Source organism: Enterobacter cloacae complex sp. SHL021 (assembly GCF_049237765.1).
GTDB lineage: Bacteria > Pseudomonadota > Gammaproteobacteria > Enterobacterales > Enterobacteriaceae > Enterobacter > Enterobacter cloacae.
Window position 1 is genome coordinate 1 of record NZ_JBMKJG010000006.1, and the last position, 18,839, is coordinate 18,839.

At 55.1% G+C, this 18,839-nt stretch carries 18 protein-coding genes and 1 pseudogene; 11 read left to right on the forward strand and 8 right to left on the reverse strand.

What is annotated here, in order from left to right:
- The 3 genes and pseudogenes from ACOTZF_RS07335 to mglC all read left to right on the forward strand — a co-directional run.
- Positions 1–81: hypothetical protein (locus ACOTZF_RS07335; RefSeq protein WP_048266543.1), on the forward strand; the 81-nt coding region annotated here is incomplete at its 5' end.
- A gap of 8 nt (positions 82–89) precedes the next feature.
- Positions 90–929 (forward strand): annotated as a pseudogene (locus ACOTZF_RS07340) (ATP-binding cassette domain-containing protein); the annotation flags it as partial.
- 15 nt (positions 930–944) lie between these two features.
- Positions 945–1,955, forward strand: coding sequence for a galactose/methyl galactoside ABC transporter permease MglC (gene mglC, locus ACOTZF_RS07345; RefSeq protein WP_013097952.1), 1,011 nt, complete (start codon positions 945–947; stop codon positions 1,953–1,955).
- Between the two features lie 35 nt (positions 1,956–1,990).
- Here the strand turns inward: mglC and sanA are convergent, their stop codons facing one another.
- The 5 genes from sanA to ACOTZF_RS07370 form a co-directional block, all read right to left on the reverse strand.
- The gene (sanA, locus tag ACOTZF_RS07350) at positions 1,991–2,704 is read right to left on the reverse strand and encodes an outer membrane permeability protein SanA (RefSeq protein ID WP_023619764.1); all 714 of its coding nucleotides are present in this window, start codon (positions 2,702–2,704) and stop codon (positions 1,991–1,993) included.
- Positions 2,705–2,831: 127 nt separating this feature from the next.
- Entirely contained in the window at positions 2,832–3,716 is an 885-nt protein-coding gene (cdd, locus tag ACOTZF_RS07355) for a cytidine deaminase (RefSeq protein WP_129252178.1), read from the reverse strand.
- 129 nt (positions 3,717–3,845) lie between these two features.
- Positions 3,846–4,541, reverse strand: coding sequence for a CidB/LrgB family autolysis modulator (locus tag ACOTZF_RS07360; protein WP_013097948.1), 696 nt, complete (start codon positions 4,539–4,541; stop codon positions 3,846–3,848).
- The gene (locus tag ACOTZF_RS07365) at positions 4,538–4,936 is read right to left on the reverse strand and encodes a CidA/LrgA family protein (protein ID WP_023619766.1); all 399 of its coding nucleotides are present in this window, start codon (positions 4,934–4,936) and stop codon (positions 4,538–4,540) included. The genes ACOTZF_RS07360 and ACOTZF_RS07365 overlap by 4 nt, the downstream gene beginning before the upstream one ends.
- 191 nt (positions 4,937–5,127) lie before the next feature.
- The gene (locus ACOTZF_RS07370; protein ID WP_129317566.1) at positions 5,128–5,844 is read right to left on the reverse strand and encodes a type 1 glutamine amidotransferase; all 717 of its coding nucleotides are present in this window, start codon (positions 5,842–5,844) and stop codon (positions 5,128–5,130) included.
- Between the two features lie 59 nt (positions 5,845–5,903).
- Between ACOTZF_RS07370 and ACOTZF_RS07375 the strand changes: the two genes are divergently transcribed.
- The 4 genes from ACOTZF_RS07375 to ACOTZF_RS07390 all read left to right on the forward strand — a co-directional run bounded on the left by ACOTZF_RS07375 (position 5,904) and on the right by ACOTZF_RS07390 (position 10,287).
- A complete protein-coding gene (locus tag ACOTZF_RS07375) occupies positions 5,904–6,701 on the forward strand; it encodes an AraC family transcriptional regulator (protein ID WP_129252185.1) in 798 nt (265 codons plus the stop codon).
- A 41-nt stretch (positions 6,702–6,742) separates the two neighbouring features.
- Entirely contained in the window at positions 6,743–7,675 is a 933-nt protein-coding gene (gene dusC, locus ACOTZF_RS07380) for a tRNA dihydrouridine(16) synthase DusC (RefSeq protein WP_013097946.1), read from the forward strand.
- Between the two features lie 378 nt (positions 7,676–8,053).
- Entirely contained in the window at positions 8,054–9,472 is a 1,419-nt protein-coding gene (gene mdtQ, locus ACOTZF_RS07385) for a multidrug resistance outer membrane protein MdtQ (protein WP_038979487.1), read from the forward strand.
- A 50-nt stretch (positions 9,473–9,522) separates the two neighbouring features.
- On the forward strand, positions 9,523–10,287 hold the full coding sequence (locus ACOTZF_RS07390; protein ID WP_072205129.1) for an SDR family oxidoreductase: 765 nt from the start codon (positions 9,523–9,525) through the stop codon (positions 10,285–10,287).
- Between the two features lie 82 nt (positions 10,288–10,369).
- Here the strand turns inward: ACOTZF_RS07390 and ACOTZF_RS07395 are convergent, their stop codons facing one another.
- Positions 10,370–10,942, reverse strand: a complete 573-nt coding sequence (locus tag ACOTZF_RS07395; protein ID WP_129252187.1) for a DedA family protein — start codon at positions 10,940–10,942, stop codon at positions 10,370–10,372.
- Between the two features lie 157 nt (positions 10,943–11,099).
- On the opposite strand from ACOTZF_RS07395, the gene ACOTZF_RS07400 reads away from it, so the two are divergent.
- Positions 11,100–11,687: a Yip1 family protein gene (locus ACOTZF_RS07400; RefSeq protein WP_013097942.1), complete on the forward strand. Its 588-nt coding sequence runs from the start codon at positions 11,100–11,102 to the stop codon at positions 11,685–11,687.
- Between the two features lie 167 nt (positions 11,688–11,854).
- A complete protein-coding gene (gene pbpG / locus ACOTZF_RS07405; protein ID WP_038979491.1) occupies positions 11,855–12,778 on the forward strand; it encodes a D-alanyl-D-alanine endopeptidase in 924 nt (307 codons plus the stop codon).
- 94 nt (positions 12,779–12,872) lie between these two features.
- On the opposite strand, the gene ACOTZF_RS07410 is transcribed toward pbpG, so the two are convergent.
- Together ACOTZF_RS07410 and dld are read right to left on the reverse strand one after the other, a co-directional pair.
- Positions 12,873–13,427 carry a GNAT family N-acetyltransferase gene (locus ACOTZF_RS07410; protein ID WP_020690140.1) on the reverse strand — a complete coding sequence of 185 codons (555 nt, stop codon included), beginning with the start codon at positions 13,425–13,427 and terminating at the stop codon, positions 12,873–12,875.
- Positions 13,428–13,538: 111 nt separating this feature from the next.
- Positions 13,539–15,287, reverse strand: a complete 1,749-nt coding sequence (dld, locus tag ACOTZF_RS07415) for a D-lactate dehydrogenase (protein WP_097535569.1) — start codon at positions 15,285–15,287, stop codon at positions 13,539–13,541.
- A 189-nt stretch (positions 15,288–15,476) separates the two neighbouring features.
- On the opposite strand from dld, the gene bglX reads away from it, so the two are divergent.
- Positions 15,477–17,774, forward strand: a complete 2,298-nt coding sequence (gene bglX / locus ACOTZF_RS07420; RefSeq protein ID WP_129317565.1) for a beta-glucosidase BglX — start codon at positions 15,477–15,479, stop codon at positions 17,772–17,774.
- A gap of 146 nt (positions 17,775–17,920) precedes the next feature.
- Positions 17,921–18,838 carry a glycine betaine ABC transporter substrate-binding protein OsmF gene (gene osmF, locus ACOTZF_RS07425; protein ID WP_013097936.1) on the forward strand — a complete coding sequence of 306 codons (918 nt, stop codon included), beginning with the start codon at positions 17,921–17,923 and terminating at the stop codon, positions 18,836–18,838.
- Position 18,839 lies beyond the last annotated feature (1 nt).

The window sequence follows — 18,839 nt, forward strand, 5'->3', positions numbered from 1 at the left end:
ACAAGGGAAGACTTACTCGTGGCTGCAACCCTACTAGCTCAAAATTTATTCACACATGGTTACGCTTTGGGGAAATTATGAGGGGATCTCTCAGCACTCAGCCTCTCGAAGGGCTGGACATGGACAAGATCATCGCCATGATGGTGGGCCGTTCCCTGAACCAGCGTTTCCCGGACAAAGAGAACAAGCCGGGTGAGGTGATCCTTGAGGTGCGTAATCTGACCTCGCTGCGTCAGCCCTCTATTCGCGACGTCTCCTTCGACCTGCACAAGGGCGAAATTCTGGGCATTGCAGGCCTGGTTGGGGCAAAACGTACCGATATCGTCGAAACCCTGTTTGGTATTCGCGAGAAAGCCGAAGGCACCATCACGCTGCACGGTAAGAAAATTAACAACCACAACGCCAACGAAGCCATTAATAATGGTTTTGCACTGGTGACGGAAGAGCGGCGTTCGACCGGTATTTATGCCTATCTGGATATTAACTTTAACTCGTTAATTTCTAATATCCGCAACTATAAAAACAAAGTGGGTCTGCTGGATAACTCCCGCATGAAGAGTGATACCCAGTGGGTTATTGACTCTATGCGCGTAAAAACGCCGGGGCATCGTACGCAAATTGGTTCGTTGTCGGGCGGCAACCAGCAAAAAGTCATTATCGGTCGTTGGTTATTAACGCAGCCAGAAATTCTGATGCTGGATGAACCAACCCGCGGTATTGACGTCGGCGCGAAGTTTGAAATTTATCAGCTGATCGCTGAACTGGCGAAAAAGGATAAAGGGATCATTATTATCTCTTCCGAAATGCCGGAATTGTTAGGGATCACAGACCGTATTCTGGTTATGAGCAATGGTCTCGTTGCCGGTATTGTTGACACGAAAACGACAACGCAAAACGAAATTTTGCGTTTAGCGTCTTTGCACCTTTAAGATCAGGGGCTCCTCATGAGTGCGTTAAATAAAAAAAGTTTTCTCACTTATCTGAAAGAAGGCGGTATTTACGTTGTTCTTTTAGTATTGCTGGCCATTATCATTTTCCAGGACCCCACGTTCTTAAGTCTGCTGAACCTGAGTAACATTCTGACTCAGTCTTCCGTGCGTATTATCATCGCGCTGGGCGTGGCGGGGCTCATCGTCACCCAGGGGACTGACCTTTCCGCAGGGCGCCAGGTCGGCCTGGCGGCGGTGATCGCGGCAACCCTGTTGCAGTCGATGGAAAACGCCAACAAGGTGTTCCCGGAAATGGCGACCATGCCCATTTTCGTGGTGATCCTGATTGTCTGCGCCATCGGTGCGGTGATTGGTCTGATCAACGGTATTATCATCGCTTACCTGAACGTGACGCCATTTATCACCACCCTGGGTACGATGATCATCGTTTACGGTATCAACTCCCTGTACTACGACTTCGTCGGTGCGTCCCCCATCTCGGGCTTCGACAGCGGCTTCTCGACCTTCACGCAAGGATTTATTGCGCTGGGCAGCTTCCGCCTGTCGTATATCACCTTCTACGCGTTGATTGCGGTGGCGTTCGTCTGGATCCTGTGGAACAAAACCCGCTTTGGTAAGAACATCTTCGCTATCGGGGGCAACCCGGAAGCAGCGAAAGTGTCCGGCGTGAACGTGGCCCTGAACCTGCTGATGATTTATGCCCTGTCCGGTGTGTTCTATGCCTTCGGCGGGATGCTGGAAGCGGGCCGTATCGGCTCTGCCACCAACAACCTCGGCTTTATGTACGAACTGGATGCGATTGCCGCCTGCGTGGTGGGCGGGGTCTCCTTCAGCGGCGGTGTGGGTACCGTGCTTGGCGTGGTCACCGGTGTGATCATCTTTACGGTCATTAACTATGGCCTGACCTACATCGGCGTGAACCCGTACTGGCAGTACATCATCAAGGGCGCCATTATCATCTTCGCGGTTGCGCTGGATTCACTGAAATACGCGCGTAAGAAATAACCTTCCTGAAAAGTTAAACCCGCCGTATGGCGGGTTTATTTTTTCTTCTGCATATCCAGCAACTGCTCCGGCGTCACCGCCGGATAACCCTGCGCGTCTTCCGGTACTTCATGCATGGCCGGAATTGGCACCAGCGGGCCTAAAAAGCGCGGTTCACGTTTGAAGATATAGAGATCGGCCAGCGCGCCAAAGCGAGCGCCAAACTCACGCACGCGCACGCTCAGCATATCTTTTGGCGAGGGCACCGCATAACACTGAGCCTGAATGCCCATGTGCAGCGCGATAAACAGCGCACGTTCGCAGTGGAAGCGCTGGGTGATGATGATGAAGTCGTTGGTGTCGAACACTTTGCGCGTGCGCACGATGGAGTCGAGCGTGCGGAACCCGGCGTAGTCGAGCACGATATCTGCCGGATCAACGCCTGCGGCGATCAGGTCTTTGCGCATGGTGACCGGTTCGTTGTAGCTTTGCAGCGCGTTATCGCCGCTTAACAGCAGGTAATTGACCTTGCCGCTGTTGTAGGCGTTGAGCGCGCCCTGAATGCGGTAGCGGTAATACTGATTGATGACACCGGTGCGGTAATACTTCGCGGTGCCGAGCACCACACCCACCTGGCGATAGGGCAGGTCCTGCAGGTCATCAAAAATGTAGGGGGCCGTTTTCCAGCTCATCCAGCGGTCGAGACCCAGCACGATCAACAGCAGTATGCCGACCAGGACAGACAGGCTGTAAAAAACGCGCTTTAACATGCAGATGGCTCGTACCGAAGGTGAATTTAACTCAGGCTACTGTACCCGCCTGGTTAGCGCAAGAAACAGCGCATCAACTGAAGGCTTTTTCAGCAAAACGGGCGGGCATGTCTGCCCGCCAGAAGGATCACGCCAGCAATACACGCTCGATTGACGTGCAGCCCAGCGCTTTCAGGGTGGCGGCGGTGGCATCCCATTGAATCAGCGGTGCATCGGCAATTTCTGCCAGAATGGCGCGCTGAATATCCGGGTAGTCATAGCCGTTCAGACTCAGCAGGTTCAGTGCGCCCTGCAGCGGTGGCAGCGTTGGGTTAAACGCGGCGTTTTCGGCATAGCTGCCGCTAAAAATACGCCCATCGCGGCATTGCAGTGCCACGCCGCTCGGGGATTTGCTGTACGGCGTATGGCTCTTGTTGGCAGCGCGAATGGCCGCCTGGGTCAGGTCATCACCGGTCAGCGTATAACCGTGATCCTGCTCGTCCATCAGCAGGGTTTTGATTTCAAGATCTTTCGGACCAAAGGCGTCAGGCAGGTAGTCGCCCAGCGTATGCGGCGCGCGACCCGGCAGATTGATGCGCAGCTGCAGCCCGCTGTTCAGTTCATTCATAAACTGACGGCAGTGCCCGCACGGGGTGTAGTTCACGGTAATGGCGCTCAGGGCCTTTTCGCCGCGCAGCCAGGCGTGACTGATGGCGCTCTGTTCCGCATGAACGGTCTGCTGCATGGTTGCGCCCAGGAACTCCATGTTTCCGCCGAAGTACCAGGTTCCGCTGACGCCGCGCGCAATGGCGCCAACGTTAAAGTGGGAAAGATCGGCACGTGCACAGGCGGCAGCCAGCGGCAGCAATGCGAAAGCCAGCGCGTCTTCGTCAAGATCCGTGGCCTGTTTCAGCGTGGTGATCTGCTCAGTGGTGAGCAGGGCGGGGAAATGCTCATCCGCCAGAATCGGGGCCAGAGCTGATTGCAAATTCTCTGCAAGCCGGGCGAAAGCCGCTTGAAAACGTGGATGCATGGCGTTTGCCTCATAAAGGTTAATGGATCGGTAGTGTACGGAGCCGCTGGGGCTTTATATGTGATCCATATCTCATTATGTATGCAACTTATGAAAACAAAATGAAATTTGCGCGACGCATCGCAAATTTTAGCCCATCACCGCCAGAATCACGGGGAAAATGAACGGCGCCATCAGCGAGGTCATGATTCCGCAGATCACCAGTGCCAGCGAGCTGAACGCGCCCTCCTGGTAATCCAGCTCCGCACAGCGGGCGGTGCCCAGCGCGTGCGACGCGGTGCCCATCGCCAGACCGCGTGCGGCTTTGGTATGAATGCGCATGACATTGAGCAGGGTATGGCCAAACACGGCGCCCAGAATGCCGACAAAGATCACGCACATGGCGCTGATGGCAGGAATGCCGCCGAGGCTGCCGCCCACAGCCATGGCGATAGGCGTGGTCACCGATTTCGGCAGAATAGAGGCGGCAATTTGCGCAGAGGCCCCCATCAGCAGTGCGACTGAAGTACCGGTGATCATCGCCACCAGGCTCCCCACAAAACAGATGGTAATAATGGATTTCCAGCGGGCTCGGATCTGGTGCAGCTGTTCATATAAAGGAAACGCGAGTGCGACCACGGCGGGTTGCAGCAGGTCGTTTAAAATTTTGCTCCCGGCAAAGTAGCGTTCGTAAGGAATACCGGTAAGCAGCAGGAACGGGATAATCACCACCATCGCCACCAGCAACGGGTTAAGCAGCGGCATCTTGAACCGGGCGGCAAGTTTGCGTGCCGCGAAGAACACCGCCAGGGTTAATGGCAGCGACCACCAGATATTGGCCATCATTGTTTTGTTCCTTTCTGTCCAACCACTTTACGTTCGCCATGTACCAGATGCGAACTCCAGCTCACCACAAGGAAAACCACCAGCGTACTGACCGCGCAGGAGACGACAATCGGGCCGAACTGGGCCTTAAGCAGATCGAAGTACTGCATGACCCCGACGCCAATCGGCACGAACAGCAGCGCCATATAGCGAATAAGAACGAAGCAGCCGGGGTTGACCCACTTAGCGGGCAGAATTTGCAACGCCAGCAGAACAAAGAGGATCAGCATGCCGATAATGCTGCCGGGAATGGTGATAGGAAGCAGGGAAGCGATGAAAATCCCGGCGTACAGGCAGGCGTAAATCAGGACGAATGCGCGCAGATATTGCCATATAATGTTCAATGATTTTCTCATGGTTAAAATCCTTGCTGAAACGCATTCATCATACAATTAAACCCGAAAGTGTGCCATGGATCACATCATGAATTTTGTGCATACCAGACATTCCAGAACAGAACGTCTGGTATCACCGCAATGGAACAGGCTACAGTTTAGAGGAAAGGGATGGTGCTGGCGAAGTAACGAGCCAGAGAAATGCTCCGGAGTCAGGTATCACGCCGGGCGGTAAGTTTATCGAGAAAAGAAAACAGCACCTGGTTCATTTCGCGATAATCATGCGAGCGGAGTTTTTCCGCCGTTTCGACAAAACGCAACTCACCTGCACGTCGGAGATCGTTCTGCGAATGTTCAATCAGTGACTCAACAACCTCTGGCGTAAGTTCCATATGGCATTGAAAACCGTAAACCCGTTCGCCGTATTGTACGATCTGGCGGGGACAGCCCTCGCTGTAAGCGAGAACCTTAGCCTGTGGCGTCAACCCTGGCATGTCGTTATGCCAGTGACCGACCTTCAACTCGTTGCCAAAACCCTCAAACAGCGGGTGCGCCTTGCCTGCATCTGTCAGCCTGATGGGAAATTTGCCGATCTCTTTTTCCGGGCTATGGCAAAACGCTGCGCCCAGCGCTTCGCCGATAAGCTGCGAGCCCAGACAAACGCCAATTACCGTTATACCCGCCTTTATGGCGCGGCCAATGAGTGCTATTTCCGCCTGCGCATCAAACCATGGGCATTCCTTAAGCGTGGTGGCAGGTGACTGTGGACCTCCCATGATTATAAGCAAGTCTGTGCTCTGCAGATCCTCGGGTAAAGGATCGCCCTGATGAACTCTGCTGTAGCTCAGACTACAGCCGCGACTTTTTCCCCAGATTTCATAAGCGCCTGGCGCTTCGAAATGTTCATGAATAATAAAATGGATGTGCATTGCGTCTCTCTCTGGTTATGTGTACAAGCAGCATCATAAGAGGAAGTGAGGAATGTGAAATGCCAACCGTTATCGATAAAACACCAATTCACGACGATGCTATCGGATGGTCAAGAGGGGCAATTCGTTATGCGCGTGGCGAAGTGGATCCGCCTCACCAGCATTCGCAGGGGCAACTTTTGTTTGCCATCAAAGGGGTCATGCTGGTCGAAACCGGTAGCAAACGCTGGGTAATACCGCCACAGCGCGCGCTATGGATCCCTCCATTTCAGGAACACACTTATAGCGTGTTATCCACAACGGAGCTCCGTGCGGTCTGGTTTAGCCCCGAGCTAATATCGCAATGCGAGCCTTTTAAGCGTAAAGAAGAGGTTCACGTCATTATGGCGACAGCGTTGTTCAAAGAGCTGATCGCCGGGCTGTTCAGTGCGGAATATCGGCCGACAAGCCAGCGCAGCATGGCCGTTTTGCTGCTCGACATCCTCAGTGAGACACAGCAGATTTCGGCCGAATTGCCGATGCCCGTGGATGAGCGGTTACATCGCGTTGCCTGTGACATCATTGCCAACAATCTCTGGGATCTTTCGCTGGAAAGGCTGGCGGAGCGGGCCGCGATGTCTGAACGTACATTTTCACGCGCGTTTATTAAAGACACTGGCTTTAGCTTCCGTGCCTGGCGACAGCGCGCAAGGATTTGTGCCTCGCTGGACCTGCTCGCAAACGGATACCCGGTTAAGCAGGTGGCATGGATGCTGGGGTTTTCCGGCCCGGCGGCATTTGCGGCGGCGTTTCGCACCATTGTCGGGGCAACGCCGGCTGACTTTCTCCCTGTACAGAAGCGCTTCCCAGCGATATAGAGAGCGGATACTATAGCGCGTCTTTTTTCACAGGTACTGCTATGCGTGTTTTACTGGCCCCAATGGAAGGCGTGCTCGACTCCCTTGTGCGCGAACTTCTGACCGAGGTGAACGATTACGATCTCTGCGTGACGGAGTTTTTGCGCGTGGTCGATATGTTGTTGCCGGTAAAATCGTTTTACAGACTCTGTCCGGAGCTGCACCGCCAGAGCCGGACCACCTCCGGCACGCTGGTGCGTATTCAGCTACTGGGCCAGTATCCTGAATGGCTGGCCGAGAACGCCGCCCGTGCCGTCGAGCTCGGCTCTTACGGGGTCGATCTCAACTGTGGCTGCCCGTCGAAGCTGGTGAACGGCAGCGGCGGCGGGGCGACGCTGCTGAAAGATCCTGAGCTGATTTACCGTGGCGCGAAAGCGATGCGTGAAGCCGTGCCTGCCCATTTGCCGGTGACGGTGAAAGTGCGCCTGGGCTGGGACAGCGACGCGCGGCAGTTTGAAATTGCCGATGCGGTGCAGCAGGCCGGGGCTACTGAACTGGTGGTGCATGGCCGCACCAAAGAAGATGGCTACAAAGCCGAGCGCATTAACTGGCAGGCAATTGGTGAGATCCGCAAACGCCTCAGCATTCCGGTGATCGCCAACGGTGAAATCTGGGATTACCAGAGCGCGCAGGCCTGTCTCAAAGCCACCGGCTGCGAGGCGGTGATGATCGGCCGCGGGGCATTGAATGTGCCTAACCTCAGCCGGGTGATTAAATATAACGAGCCGCGTATGCCGTGGGCTGATGTTGTGACGCTGCTGCAAAAATATAGCCGTCTGGAAAAGCAGGGCGACACCGGGCTATATCACGTGGCGCGTATCAAACAGTGGCTCAGCTATTTACGCAAAGAGTACGATGAAGCGCTGGGGTTATTTCAGGAGATTCGGACATTACAGACTTCTGCGGATATTGCGCGGGTGATCCAGGCAAAATAATAAGCGTGTGACCGCAATTATCCCTGTGAAGCGCTGGACCAGACGCATGGGCTGGTTGACCTTTGCCCGGCGCGGTGCCGGGCAAATGAATCAGAAAATCATCTTGAACACACCCGTTACTACCAGCAGTCCTATCAGAAATATAATTAAAATGACCCACAATAATATTTTCATTCCCTTCTCCTGCGTATGTATGCCAACAGTAAGTGTAGCAGGCAATTTATAATTGAGATGAATTTGTTAATTTGGCTTATTCTCGGCATGTATAATTTTCTAATTACAAAAATGTATGACAATTTGCGCATTGCCACGCATTACTAAAAAAAAGAGAGGTATCAGGCGTACTTTGCGCCTTTATTTTTTGGCGTGAATGGCGTAATGAAACGTTTTCTTATTTTATCTCTGAGTGCTCCCTTTGCCGTTATTCTGGCCGGCTGTGCGCCGCAACATGCCACGGTCACTCCCCTTAATACCCAGTCACTCACGGCGTCGGTTAATACGGTGCTGCCTCATCAGGACTGGCCGAAAAATGCATGGTGGAAAGCGTATAACGATCCGCAGCTTGATAAGCTAATTGCCAAAGCATTAAGCGATGCGCCCGATATGCAGATTGCCCGTCAGCGTATTACCCTTGCCGAAGCCCAGGCCAAAGCAGCCCTGGCGGCCGACGGCCCGCAAATTGATTTTTCGGCCGATGCTGAACGTCAGAAAATGTCCGCTGAAGGGCTGATGGGGCCCTTTGCCATAACCGACCCGGCTGCGGGCACCACCGGCCCCTGGTATACCAACGGTACCTTTGGTCTGACTGCGGGCTGGGATCTGGATTTGTGGGGCAAAAATCGCGCCCGGTTGGAGGCCCGGATAGGCAAGGTGAATGCGCAAAAAGCGGAGCTTGAGCAGACCCGTCAACTGCTTGCCAGCAGCGTGGCGCGGCTCTACTGGGACTGGCAAACTCAGGCCGCCGTGGAGGAGGTCCTCACGCAGATCAAATCCCAACAGGACAATATCATCGGTGCCGATCGCGAGCTGTATCAGCACGGGATCACCTCCTCTGTGGAAGGTGTCGAAACCGACATCAGTGCCAGCAAAACCGAAGAGCAGATCGCAGAGGTTCACGGCAAAATGAAAGCCATCGAGGCGCGTCTGAACGCGTTGACTAATACCCCCGCGCTGGCGCTCACACGGCATGCCCTACCGACGGTTGAAGCGTCGTTACCGTCGACGCTGGGATATGAACTGCTGGCCCGACGACCGGATCTGCAGGCGGCGCACTGGTATATCGAAGCCTCAATGAGCGAGGTCGATGCCGCCAGAGCGGCGTTTTATCCTGATGTGAATCTGATGGCGTTTTTACAACAAGATGCCCTGCATCTGAGCGATCTGTTCCGTTCTTCAGCTCAGCAAATGGGTGTGACCGCCGGGCTGACTCTGCCCATTTTTGACAGCGGCAGGCTGAACGCGCAGCTGGATATTGCCCAGGCGCAGAACAATCTGTCGGTGGCGAACTACAACAAGGCGGTGGTGGATGCCGTGAACCAGGTGGCGCGCACGGCCAGCGAAGTGGAAATGCTGACGGCGAAAAATCAGCATCAGCAGCAGGTAGAAAAAGATGCGGCGCGCGTCGTGGAGCTGGCGCAGGCACGTTTTAGCGCCGGAATTATTGCCGGCTCGCGCGTCAGTGAAGCCAGAATTCCAGCGCTGAAGGAACATCTCGCCGGATTGATGCTGCAGGGCGAGTATATCGACGCCACGCTACAGCTCACCTCCGCGCTGGGTGGTGGTTATCATCATGGCTAATCAGGGTCATTATCTATACTTACCTCTTTGCCGTTCTTCAGGAGGTGAGTATGACCAAAGTAGCGATTGTTACCGCATCGGATTCCGGGATTGGTAAAACCACGGCCCTGATGCTGGCTGAACGTGGGTTTGATATTGGCGTCACCTGGCACTCTGATGAACAAGGGGCCCGGGATACCTGCCGCGAAGTGGAGGCGCAGGGACGGCGGGCTGAAGCTATCCACCTTGATCTAAGCACCCTCCCACAGGGCGCGCAGGCGATTGAAACGTTAATTGCCCGTTTTGGTCGCCTGGACGTGCTGGTTAACAATGCGGGTGCGATGACCAAAGCGCCCTTCCTGGATATGCCGTTTGACGACTGGCGAAACATTTTCACCGTCGACGTGGACGGTGCGTTTCTCTGTTCGCAGATTGCCGCACGTAAAATGGTGGAGCAGGGGGAAGGAGGGCGAATCGTCAATATCACCTCGGTGCACGAACATACGCCGCTGCCGGAAGCCAGCGCCTATACCGCCGCAAAACATGCGCTGGGAGGTTTAACCAAATCGATGGCGCTGGAACTGGTGCAGCACAACATTCTGGTCAACGCCGTTGCGCCGGGGGCGATTGCCACACCGATGAATGATATGGACGAGAGTGAAGTGAAGGAAGGATCGATGCCAGCGATCCCGCTCGCAAGACCGGGATATACCAAAGAGATCGCCAGTCTGGTGGCGTGGTTATGCGACAGCGACGCCAGCTACACCACCGGGCAGTCGTTTATCGTCGATGGCGGGTTTATGCTGGCGAATCCGCAGTTTAAGCCGGCGGGGTAGCTTCCCCTCACCCCGTGGGAGAGGGTGTGTTAAGTTCCCTCTCCCTGTGGGAGAGGGTTAGGGTGAGGGCAACAGACTGCACTCACTCCTCATCCTGCTTCTTCTCTCTGTGCCGCATCCACAGCCTGACTCCAATCACCGCCATAACCACCAGAATCAGCCACGCCCAGTGCTTCAGATGCTGGTCAAGGTTATGCAGCCACGGGCCAACCACTTCTCCACCCACGTAACCGAGTGTGGTAAAGATCAGCGCCCAGGCGCACGCGCCAATCACGTTCAGCGGCAGGAAAATTTTCGGCGGCAGGCGGCTGGCGCCAATCAATATCGGCCCGATAATCCGAAAGCCGTACATAAAGCGGGTGCCAATCACAAACAGGTAAGGGTGGCGCTGGATCAGCCGCTGCGCGCGGTTAATTTTCTTCTTGTGCTTAGCGAAACGCTTAAGCAGCGTCGGCCCAAAACGCAGCCCCAGAAAGTAGAGCAGCTGATCGCCAATCATCCCGCCCAGCGCAACCGCGGCGACAACCAGCGGGAATTTAAGTAATCCCTGATGCGCGGCGACGCCGCCTAACAGGGTGATGGTTTCACCTTCTGCCACGCTTCCGACAACCAGCGCAGCGTATCCGTATTGTTCAATAACTCCGTTGATATCCATTACGTAAATATCATCTCCCTCAGCGTGCCTCGGTTAATCATATACCCCTTGTGACAACCGCGGGGCAATCAACGGAAATTTCCCACTGTACATAAAATAATCTAAACCCTGCATTATACTTAAGGTATCGATGACGGGCCGACAACAAGGGGGCGCTATGAACCATGTCTGGGGACTTTTTTCCCATCCCGATCGTGAAATGCATGTCATCAAAAGTGAGAACGAAACGGTCTCACATCATTACACGCACCACGTGCTGCTGATGGCGGCGGTGCCGGTGATATGCGCGTTTATTGGTACAACACAAATCGGCTGGAACTTTGGTGATGGCACCGTAGTACAGCTTTCCTGGTTTACCGGGCTTTATCTTGCCATTCTCTTTTATGGCCTGATGCTGGCAGGGGTGGCGGTTATGGGACGCGTCATTCACTGGATGGCACGTAACTATCCACAGCGTCCTTCCCTGGCACACTGTATGGTCTTTGCCGGATACGTCGCAACCCCGCTGTTCTTAAGCGGTATTGTTGCGCTCTATCCCCTGGTCTGGCTGTGCGCGCTGATCGGGACCATTGCGCTCTTTTACACCGGCTATCTGCTGTATCTGGGCGTACCTACCTTCCTGAATATCAATAAAGAAGAAGGCCTGAGCTTTTCCAGCTCTACGCTCGCCATCGGCGTGCTGGTACTGGAGGCGTTACTGGCGCTGACGGTGATTCTTTGGGGTTATGGTTACCGTCTCTTCTGAGTTAATTGCATTGCTGGCGTAAATGCCAGCAATGCAGCATCTGTTCACGATTATCCGCTGGCGACAATGCACGGTGACCGCTATGATGCCGAAGCCAGCCTGTGTTTCTCCGTCGACGCAGGCGGTGTACGTCATAACGTGCGTGAATAATTATCAGAAGTCTCACCATGCTGAAATTCCGAGTTTCTTTACTTAGCCTGGCACTGTTGCTGGGGGCGTCCGCTGGCGTGCCAGCTGTCGCCAAAACGCCCGCGGTGACCACCGCTGCTGCTCAACCGCAAATCGCTTCCGGCAGCGCGATGATTGTTGATCTCAACACCAATAAGGTGATCTACGCCAGCCACCCGGATCTGGTGCGCCCGATCGCCTCGATAACCAAATTAATGACCGCGATGGTAGTGCTGGATGCACATCTGCCGCTGGATGAAAAACTGAAAGTGGATATCAGCCACACGCCGGAGATGAAAGGGGTTTACTCCCGCGTACGCCTGAACAGTGAAATCAGTCGTAAAAATATGCTCTTGTTGGCGCTGATGTCGTCTGAAAACCGCGCCGCGGCGAGCCTCGCCCACCATTATCCGGGCGGCTACGACGCCTTCATTCGAGCGATGAATGCCAAAGCCAAAGCGCTGGGAATGAATAACACCCGTTTTGTTGAGCCGACAGGTCTGTCGATTCACAACGTCTCTACGGCGCGCGATCTGACCAAACTGCTGATTGCCAGCAAACAGTACCCGCTGATTGGGCAGCTCAGTACCACCCGTGAAGAGATGGCGACCTTTGCGAACCCGGCCTATACGCTGCCGTTTCGCAATACGAACCACCTGGTGTACCGCGAGAACTGGAATATTCAGTTAACGAAAACCGGCTTTACTAACGCGGCGGGTCACTGTCTGGTGATGCGTACCGTGTTCAACGGTAAACCGGTGGCGCTGGTGGTGATGGATGCCTTCGGCAAATATACTCACTTCGCCGATGCCAGCCGACTGCGCACCTGGATTGAAACCGGGAAAGTGCAGCCTGTTCCGGCCGCGGCATTGACGTATAAAAAGCAGAAAGCCGAGCAGATGGCGACGGCGCAGAACGATTAGGTAAAAGCAAAACGGTAACTGTGTTACCGTTTTTATGTTTTCTCCCTCTCCCGGTGGAAGAGGGCGGGGGTGAGGGCACCAGACCGCACTGGGCCTATTCCGGCAGGGTCCAGTCTCCGTCGTTGAGCGGTCGCTGCATAATCACCGTATCCCGCCAGTCGCCTTTTTTGTAGCCCACGCTGCGCAGCTGACCGACCACTTCAAAACCGTGCTTTTTATGCAGCCGCAATGACCCGGCGTTATTATGGCCATCCCCCACAACCGCAATCATCTGACGCCAGGGACCTTGTTCGCAGCGTTCAATCAGCGCGTCCATTAGTGCACTGCCAAAACCGCGTCCGGTGGTGCTGGCATCCACGTAGATTGACTCTTCCAGCGTGAAGCGATACGCGTGTCGTGGACGGTATGGCGTGGCGTAGCAATAGCCCACCACAATGCCGCGATACAGCGCCACCAGCCAGGGCAAACCGTTATCGGTCACGTTTTTCAACCGCTTACGCATTTCATCAACGGTGGGGGGGATTTCCTCAAACGACGCACGTCCGTGAAGTACATGCCATGCATAAATAGCCGAAATGGCATGCACATCGTCGGGAAGGGCATCGCGCACTTCCACTTCGGTTACGGATAAAATATCAACAGCCGACATGATGTGCCTGCTCCTCGTCAAAGAATGCCGGAGAAACGTTTCTCCGGCGAGTGCAGGTACTCTAGTACGATTGAGCTGTGCTTAACAATCTCTTAAATATGGCTGTATGAATTAATCAGATGCTTGCGTAATGGCCTGCTCTGCGTTATCGCTCTCTTTCCAGTATTTATTCCGCGTTGTTTTACCAATGCCGGGATTCATACTGTTTGTAGGGTCATTCTCGCGATAAAACTGCTTAAGTGTCTCAGGGGCTTTGTAAAGATGCCCAACGTTGTGTTCCGCAGGATATTGTGCGCCACGTTCGCGCAGAAGGGCGAGCATCTCCTCTTTCAACGCGTGCGCGTCGACCCCTTTTTTAACGATGTAATCCTGGTGGAGGACGTAGCACATAAAGTGGCCGTAGTAGAGCTTATGCACCAGCTTGCTGTCGATTTCCGGCGGCAGGTGTTCAAACCACTCGGTATCGTTGCGTCGCAGGGCAATATCCAGCGCCAGAATATCCTCTACTTCTTCTGAGTGTACGGCCTGATAACGGATGGCAGCCCCTGCAGCGGCAAAACGGTGCAGGAACGCTTTGCTCCCCTCCTCAGGTGTACAGGCGAAGAAATCCCCCTCGGCGGTTTTGAAGAATTCGCTCAGCCAGTTTTGTGCTTCGGCGATCCCGTCCCCGGCCATTTTCAGCAGCAGGTGATGTTCATACTTGTCGCGCCAGGTTTTCATTCGCTCCGGCAGGTGGGCCGGGAAAACGTTACCCAGCTTCTGCATAAAGCGGTCGGTGAAGTGGGGTTTAAACAGCGGCACTTTCTCCAGCATTGCATCAGTGCGGCCCTTCATAGTGAAGAAGAACGGCATTTTGTCGGTGCCGAGCTTGTCGATCATCAGGAACGTATCTTTGCCGTAGCGTTCGGCGATGTCGTAAATATCCCGATGCATATACTCGCCCGCCACCGGCAGATGCGTGAATTCGCCGAGAATATGACGACGAATTTCGGTCAGCACGTCAGGCTGATTGGTGCCGATGTAAAACACCTGCTGTTTTTTCTCGGCCGGGAAGGTGTCGAGCCGGACCGCGAAAACGGCCAGTTTGCCCGCGCAGCCGGAGGATTCGAACAGGCGATCCGGGTCGGCGTTGTAACGCGCTGGTGTATCCGCGTTGATATCACGTACGCGGGTGATGTAATCGTGATCGTGGGCATGACGGCCATCGTGCTGTACATCTTCATCTTTCACGCGATCGTCGTCGAGCTTACTCAGGATCTGCTCCGGCGTGACGCCCAGATCGATTCCCAGATGGTTCACCAGCGTCAGCTTGCCGTTTTCATCAATACGGGCATAGAGCGACATTTCGGTATAAGCCGGGCCGCGCTGCACCAGCGAACCGCCGGAATTATTACAAATCCCACCAATGACGGAGGCGCCGATGCAGGATGAACCAATCACCGAATGCGGTTCTCGCCCAAGCGGCTTAAGCGCTTTTTCCAGCGAGTAGAGGGTGGTGCCAGGGAAGGCCAGTACCTGCTCGCCTTTATCGAGCAGGTGAAGTTTGTCGAGGCGCAGGGTGCTGATAATCACGATGTCGCGATCGTAATCGTTGCCGTTCGGCGTCGAACCTTCGGTCAGGCCGGTATTAGCCGCCTGCATTAAAATAATCTTGTCCGCGGCGACGCAGGCGCTCAGGACGCGCCACAGCTCCAGCAGCGTGCCGGGAAAAACCACCGCCAGCGCATCGCCCTGTCCGGAACGAAAGCCCTTACGGTAGCGGGCAGTTTTGGCCGGGTCGGTAAGCAGGTGAGAGTGACCAACCAGGCGCGACAGTTCGTTAATAAAAGTCGTGTTATCGGCAGTTCGAACAGAAGACATCTTCCACTCCTTGTGGTGGGGCAAATTTCTCGCTGTAAAGCATAGCGCGATTAGCTGTTTAGAGGGCGCGTATTTGCGAGAAAAATCAGAGAATAACCCTGCAACGTTCTGAGGGTTTGTGGCACACTGCGCTTTTCGCACGCCCTGGCCGAGATCTTCCGGCGGAAATTGATGAGAGAGTAAAACGACATGAAATGGCTATGTTCTGTAGGTGTCGCCGTCAGCCTGGCACTGCAACCTGCGCTGGCAGATGAACTGTTTGGCAATCACCCGCTTACGCCTGAAGCACGGGACGCGTTTGTCACGGAATTGCTCAAGAAAATGACGGTCGATGAGAAGATCGGCCAGCTGCGTCTTATCAGCGTCGGCCCGGATAACCCGAAAGAGGCGATCCGCGAGATGATTAAAGAGAGCCAGGTAGGGGCGATTTTTAACACCGTGACCCGTCAGGATATCCGCAAAATGCAGGATCAGGTGATGGAACTTAGCCGCCTGAAAATTCCGCTGTTCTTCGCCTATGACGTGGTACACGGACAGCGTACCGTTTTCCCTATCAGCCTCGGTCTGGCCTCCTCCTTTAACCTCGACGCGGTGAAAACCGTCGGGCGCGTCTCGGCATATGAAGCCGCAGACGACGGCCTGAACATGACCTGGGCCCCGATGGTTGACGTCTCCCGCGATCCGCGCTGGGGCCGCGCGTCAGAGGGCTTTGGTGAAGATACTTATTTGACCGCCACGATGGGGAAAACCATGGTGGAAGCGATGCAGGGTAAAAGCCCGGCGGATCGCTATTCGGTCATGACCAGCGTCAAGCACTTCGCCGCCTATGGTGCCGTGGAAGGCGGTAAAGAGTACAACACCGTCGACATGAGCCCGCAGCGCCTGTTTAACGATTACATGCCGCCGTACAAAGCAGGCCTGGATGCCGGTAGCGGCGCGGTGATGGTCGCCCTGAACTCGCTCAACGGCACGCCTGCCACCTCTGACTCCTGGCTGCTGAAAGACGTGCTGCGCGACCAGTGGGGCTTCAAGGGCATCACCGTCTCTGACCATGGCGCCATTAAAGAGCTCATCAAACACGGTACGGCCTCCGACCCGGAAGATGCGGTGCGCGTGGCGCTCAAATCCGGCATCAACATGAGCATGAGCGACGAATATTACAGCAAATACCTGCCGGGGCTGGTGAAGAGCGGCAAGGTGACGATGGCGGAGCTGGACGATGCCACGCGTCACGTGCTGAACGTGAAATATGACATGGGGCTGTTTAACGATCCATACAGCCACCTGGGTCCGAAAGAGTCAGACCCGGCGGACACCAATGCCGAAAGCCGTCTGCACCGTAAAGAGGCCCAAGAAGTGGCCCGTGAAAGCCTGGTGCTGCTGAAAAACCGCCTCGACACGCTGCCGCTGAAAAAATCCGGCACCATTGCGGTGGTCGGCCCGCTGGCCGACAGCAAGCGCGACGTGATGGGGAGCTGGTCTGCTGCGGGCGTGGCCGATCAGTCCGTGACCGTGCTCACCGGTATTAAAAATGCGGTCGGTGAAAACGCTAAGGTGGTGTACGCCAAAGGGGCGAACGTCACTGATGATAAAGATATCGTGACCTTCCTCAATCAGTATGAAGAGGCGGTGAAGGTGGATCCGCGCTCGCCGAAAGAGATGATTGACGAAGCGGTAAACGCCGCGAAACAGTCTGACGTGGTGGTTGCCGTGGTGGGTGAAGCACAGGGGATGGCACACGAAGCCTCCAGCCGAACGGACATCACGATCCCGCAAAGCCAGCGCGATCTGATCGCCGCCCTGAAAGCCACCGGCAAGCCGCTGGTGCTGGTGCTGATGAACGGTCGTCCACTGGCGCTGGTGAAAGAAGATCAGCAGGCTGACGCTATTCTGGAAACCTGGTTCGCCGGTACGGAAGGGGGCAACGCCATCGCCGACGTGCTGTTTGGCGATTACAACCCGTCGGGCAAACTGCCGATGTCCTTCCCGCGCTCTGTCGGGCAGATCCCGGTGTACTACAGCCACCTGAATACCGGCCGTCCGTATAACGCCGATAAGCCAAACAAGTACACCTCCCGTTACTTCGATGAAGCGAACGGTCCGCTGTATCCGTTTGGGTACGGTTTGAGCTACACCACCTTTAAGGTCTCTGACGTGAAAATGTCGGCCCCGAGCCTGAAGCGTGACGGTAAAGTGACTGCCAGCGTTGACGTGACGAACACCGGTAAACGTGAAGGTGCGACGGTGATCCAGATGTATGTTCAGGATGTGACCGCCTCCATGAGCCGTCCGGTGAAACAGCTGCGCGGCTTTGAGAAGGTCAACCTGAAACCTGGCGAAACCAAAACCATCAGCTTCCCCATTGACGTGGATGCCCTGAAGTTCTGGAACCAGCAGATGAAATACGATGCGGAACCGGGCAAGTTCAATGTCTACATTGGTGTGGATTCCGCCCGCGTCAATAAAGGCGAGTTCGAGCTGCTGTAACCTTTCCCTCCTTTGCATCCCCCGTCCACCGGGGGATGCGTCTTACCTTATGCTAAAAAGGCATTTTGCCGGGTAAATCCGCCGTTTTAAGCTACGCTTTTCTCTCAAGCCTCTGAAAAAGGCAGCAAAAAAATGAGGATAGTGGAATGACGATTAAAACGGGGATGGTAGTTTCTGCGGCGTTATTCGCGGCGCTAAGCCTGCCGTTACAGGCGGCAGAACCGGTAAAAGTGGGCTCAAAGATCGACACTGAAGGCGCGCTGCTCGGGAATATTATTTTGCAGGTGCTGGAAAGCCACGGCGTGAAAACCGTGAATAAAGTTCAGCTGGGTACCACGCCCGTGGTACGCGGGGCCATCACCTCCGGCGAGCTGGATATCTACCCGGAATACACCGGCAACGGGGCATTTTTCTTCAAAGATGAAAACGATCCGGCATGGAAAAACGCCAAAGCCGGGTATGAAAAAGTCAAAAAACTCGATGCAGAACAGAACAAGCTGGTCTGGCTGACCCCGGCTCCGGCCAACAACACCTGGACCATCGCGGTGCGTAAAGACGTGGCGGAGAAAGGCAAACTGACGTCACTTGCGGATCTCAGCCGCTATCTGAAAGAGAAGGGCGACTTCAAGCTTGCGGCCTCGGCGGAGTTTATCGAGCGTCCGGACGCGCTGCCTGCTTTCGAAAAAGCCTACGACTTCAAGCTCGACCAGGCGCAGCTGCTCTCGCTCGCGGGCGGTGACACCGCGGTGACCATCAAGGCGGCGGCGCAGCAGACCTCTGGCGTCAATGCGGCGATGGCCTACGGTACGGACGGCCCGGTCGCGGCGCTTGGTCTGCAAACCTTAACCGATCCAAAAGGCGTTCAGCCTATTTATGCACCCACGCCGGTGGTGCGTGAGGCGGTGCTGAAAGCCTACCCGGATATCGCCGACTGGCTCAAACCGGTCTTTGAAAAACTGGATGCAAAAACGCTGCAACAGCTCAATGCGAGCATTGCCGTAGAGGGACTGGATGCCAAAAAAGTGGCCGCCGATTTCCTGAAACAACAAGGGCTTGTGAAGTAAC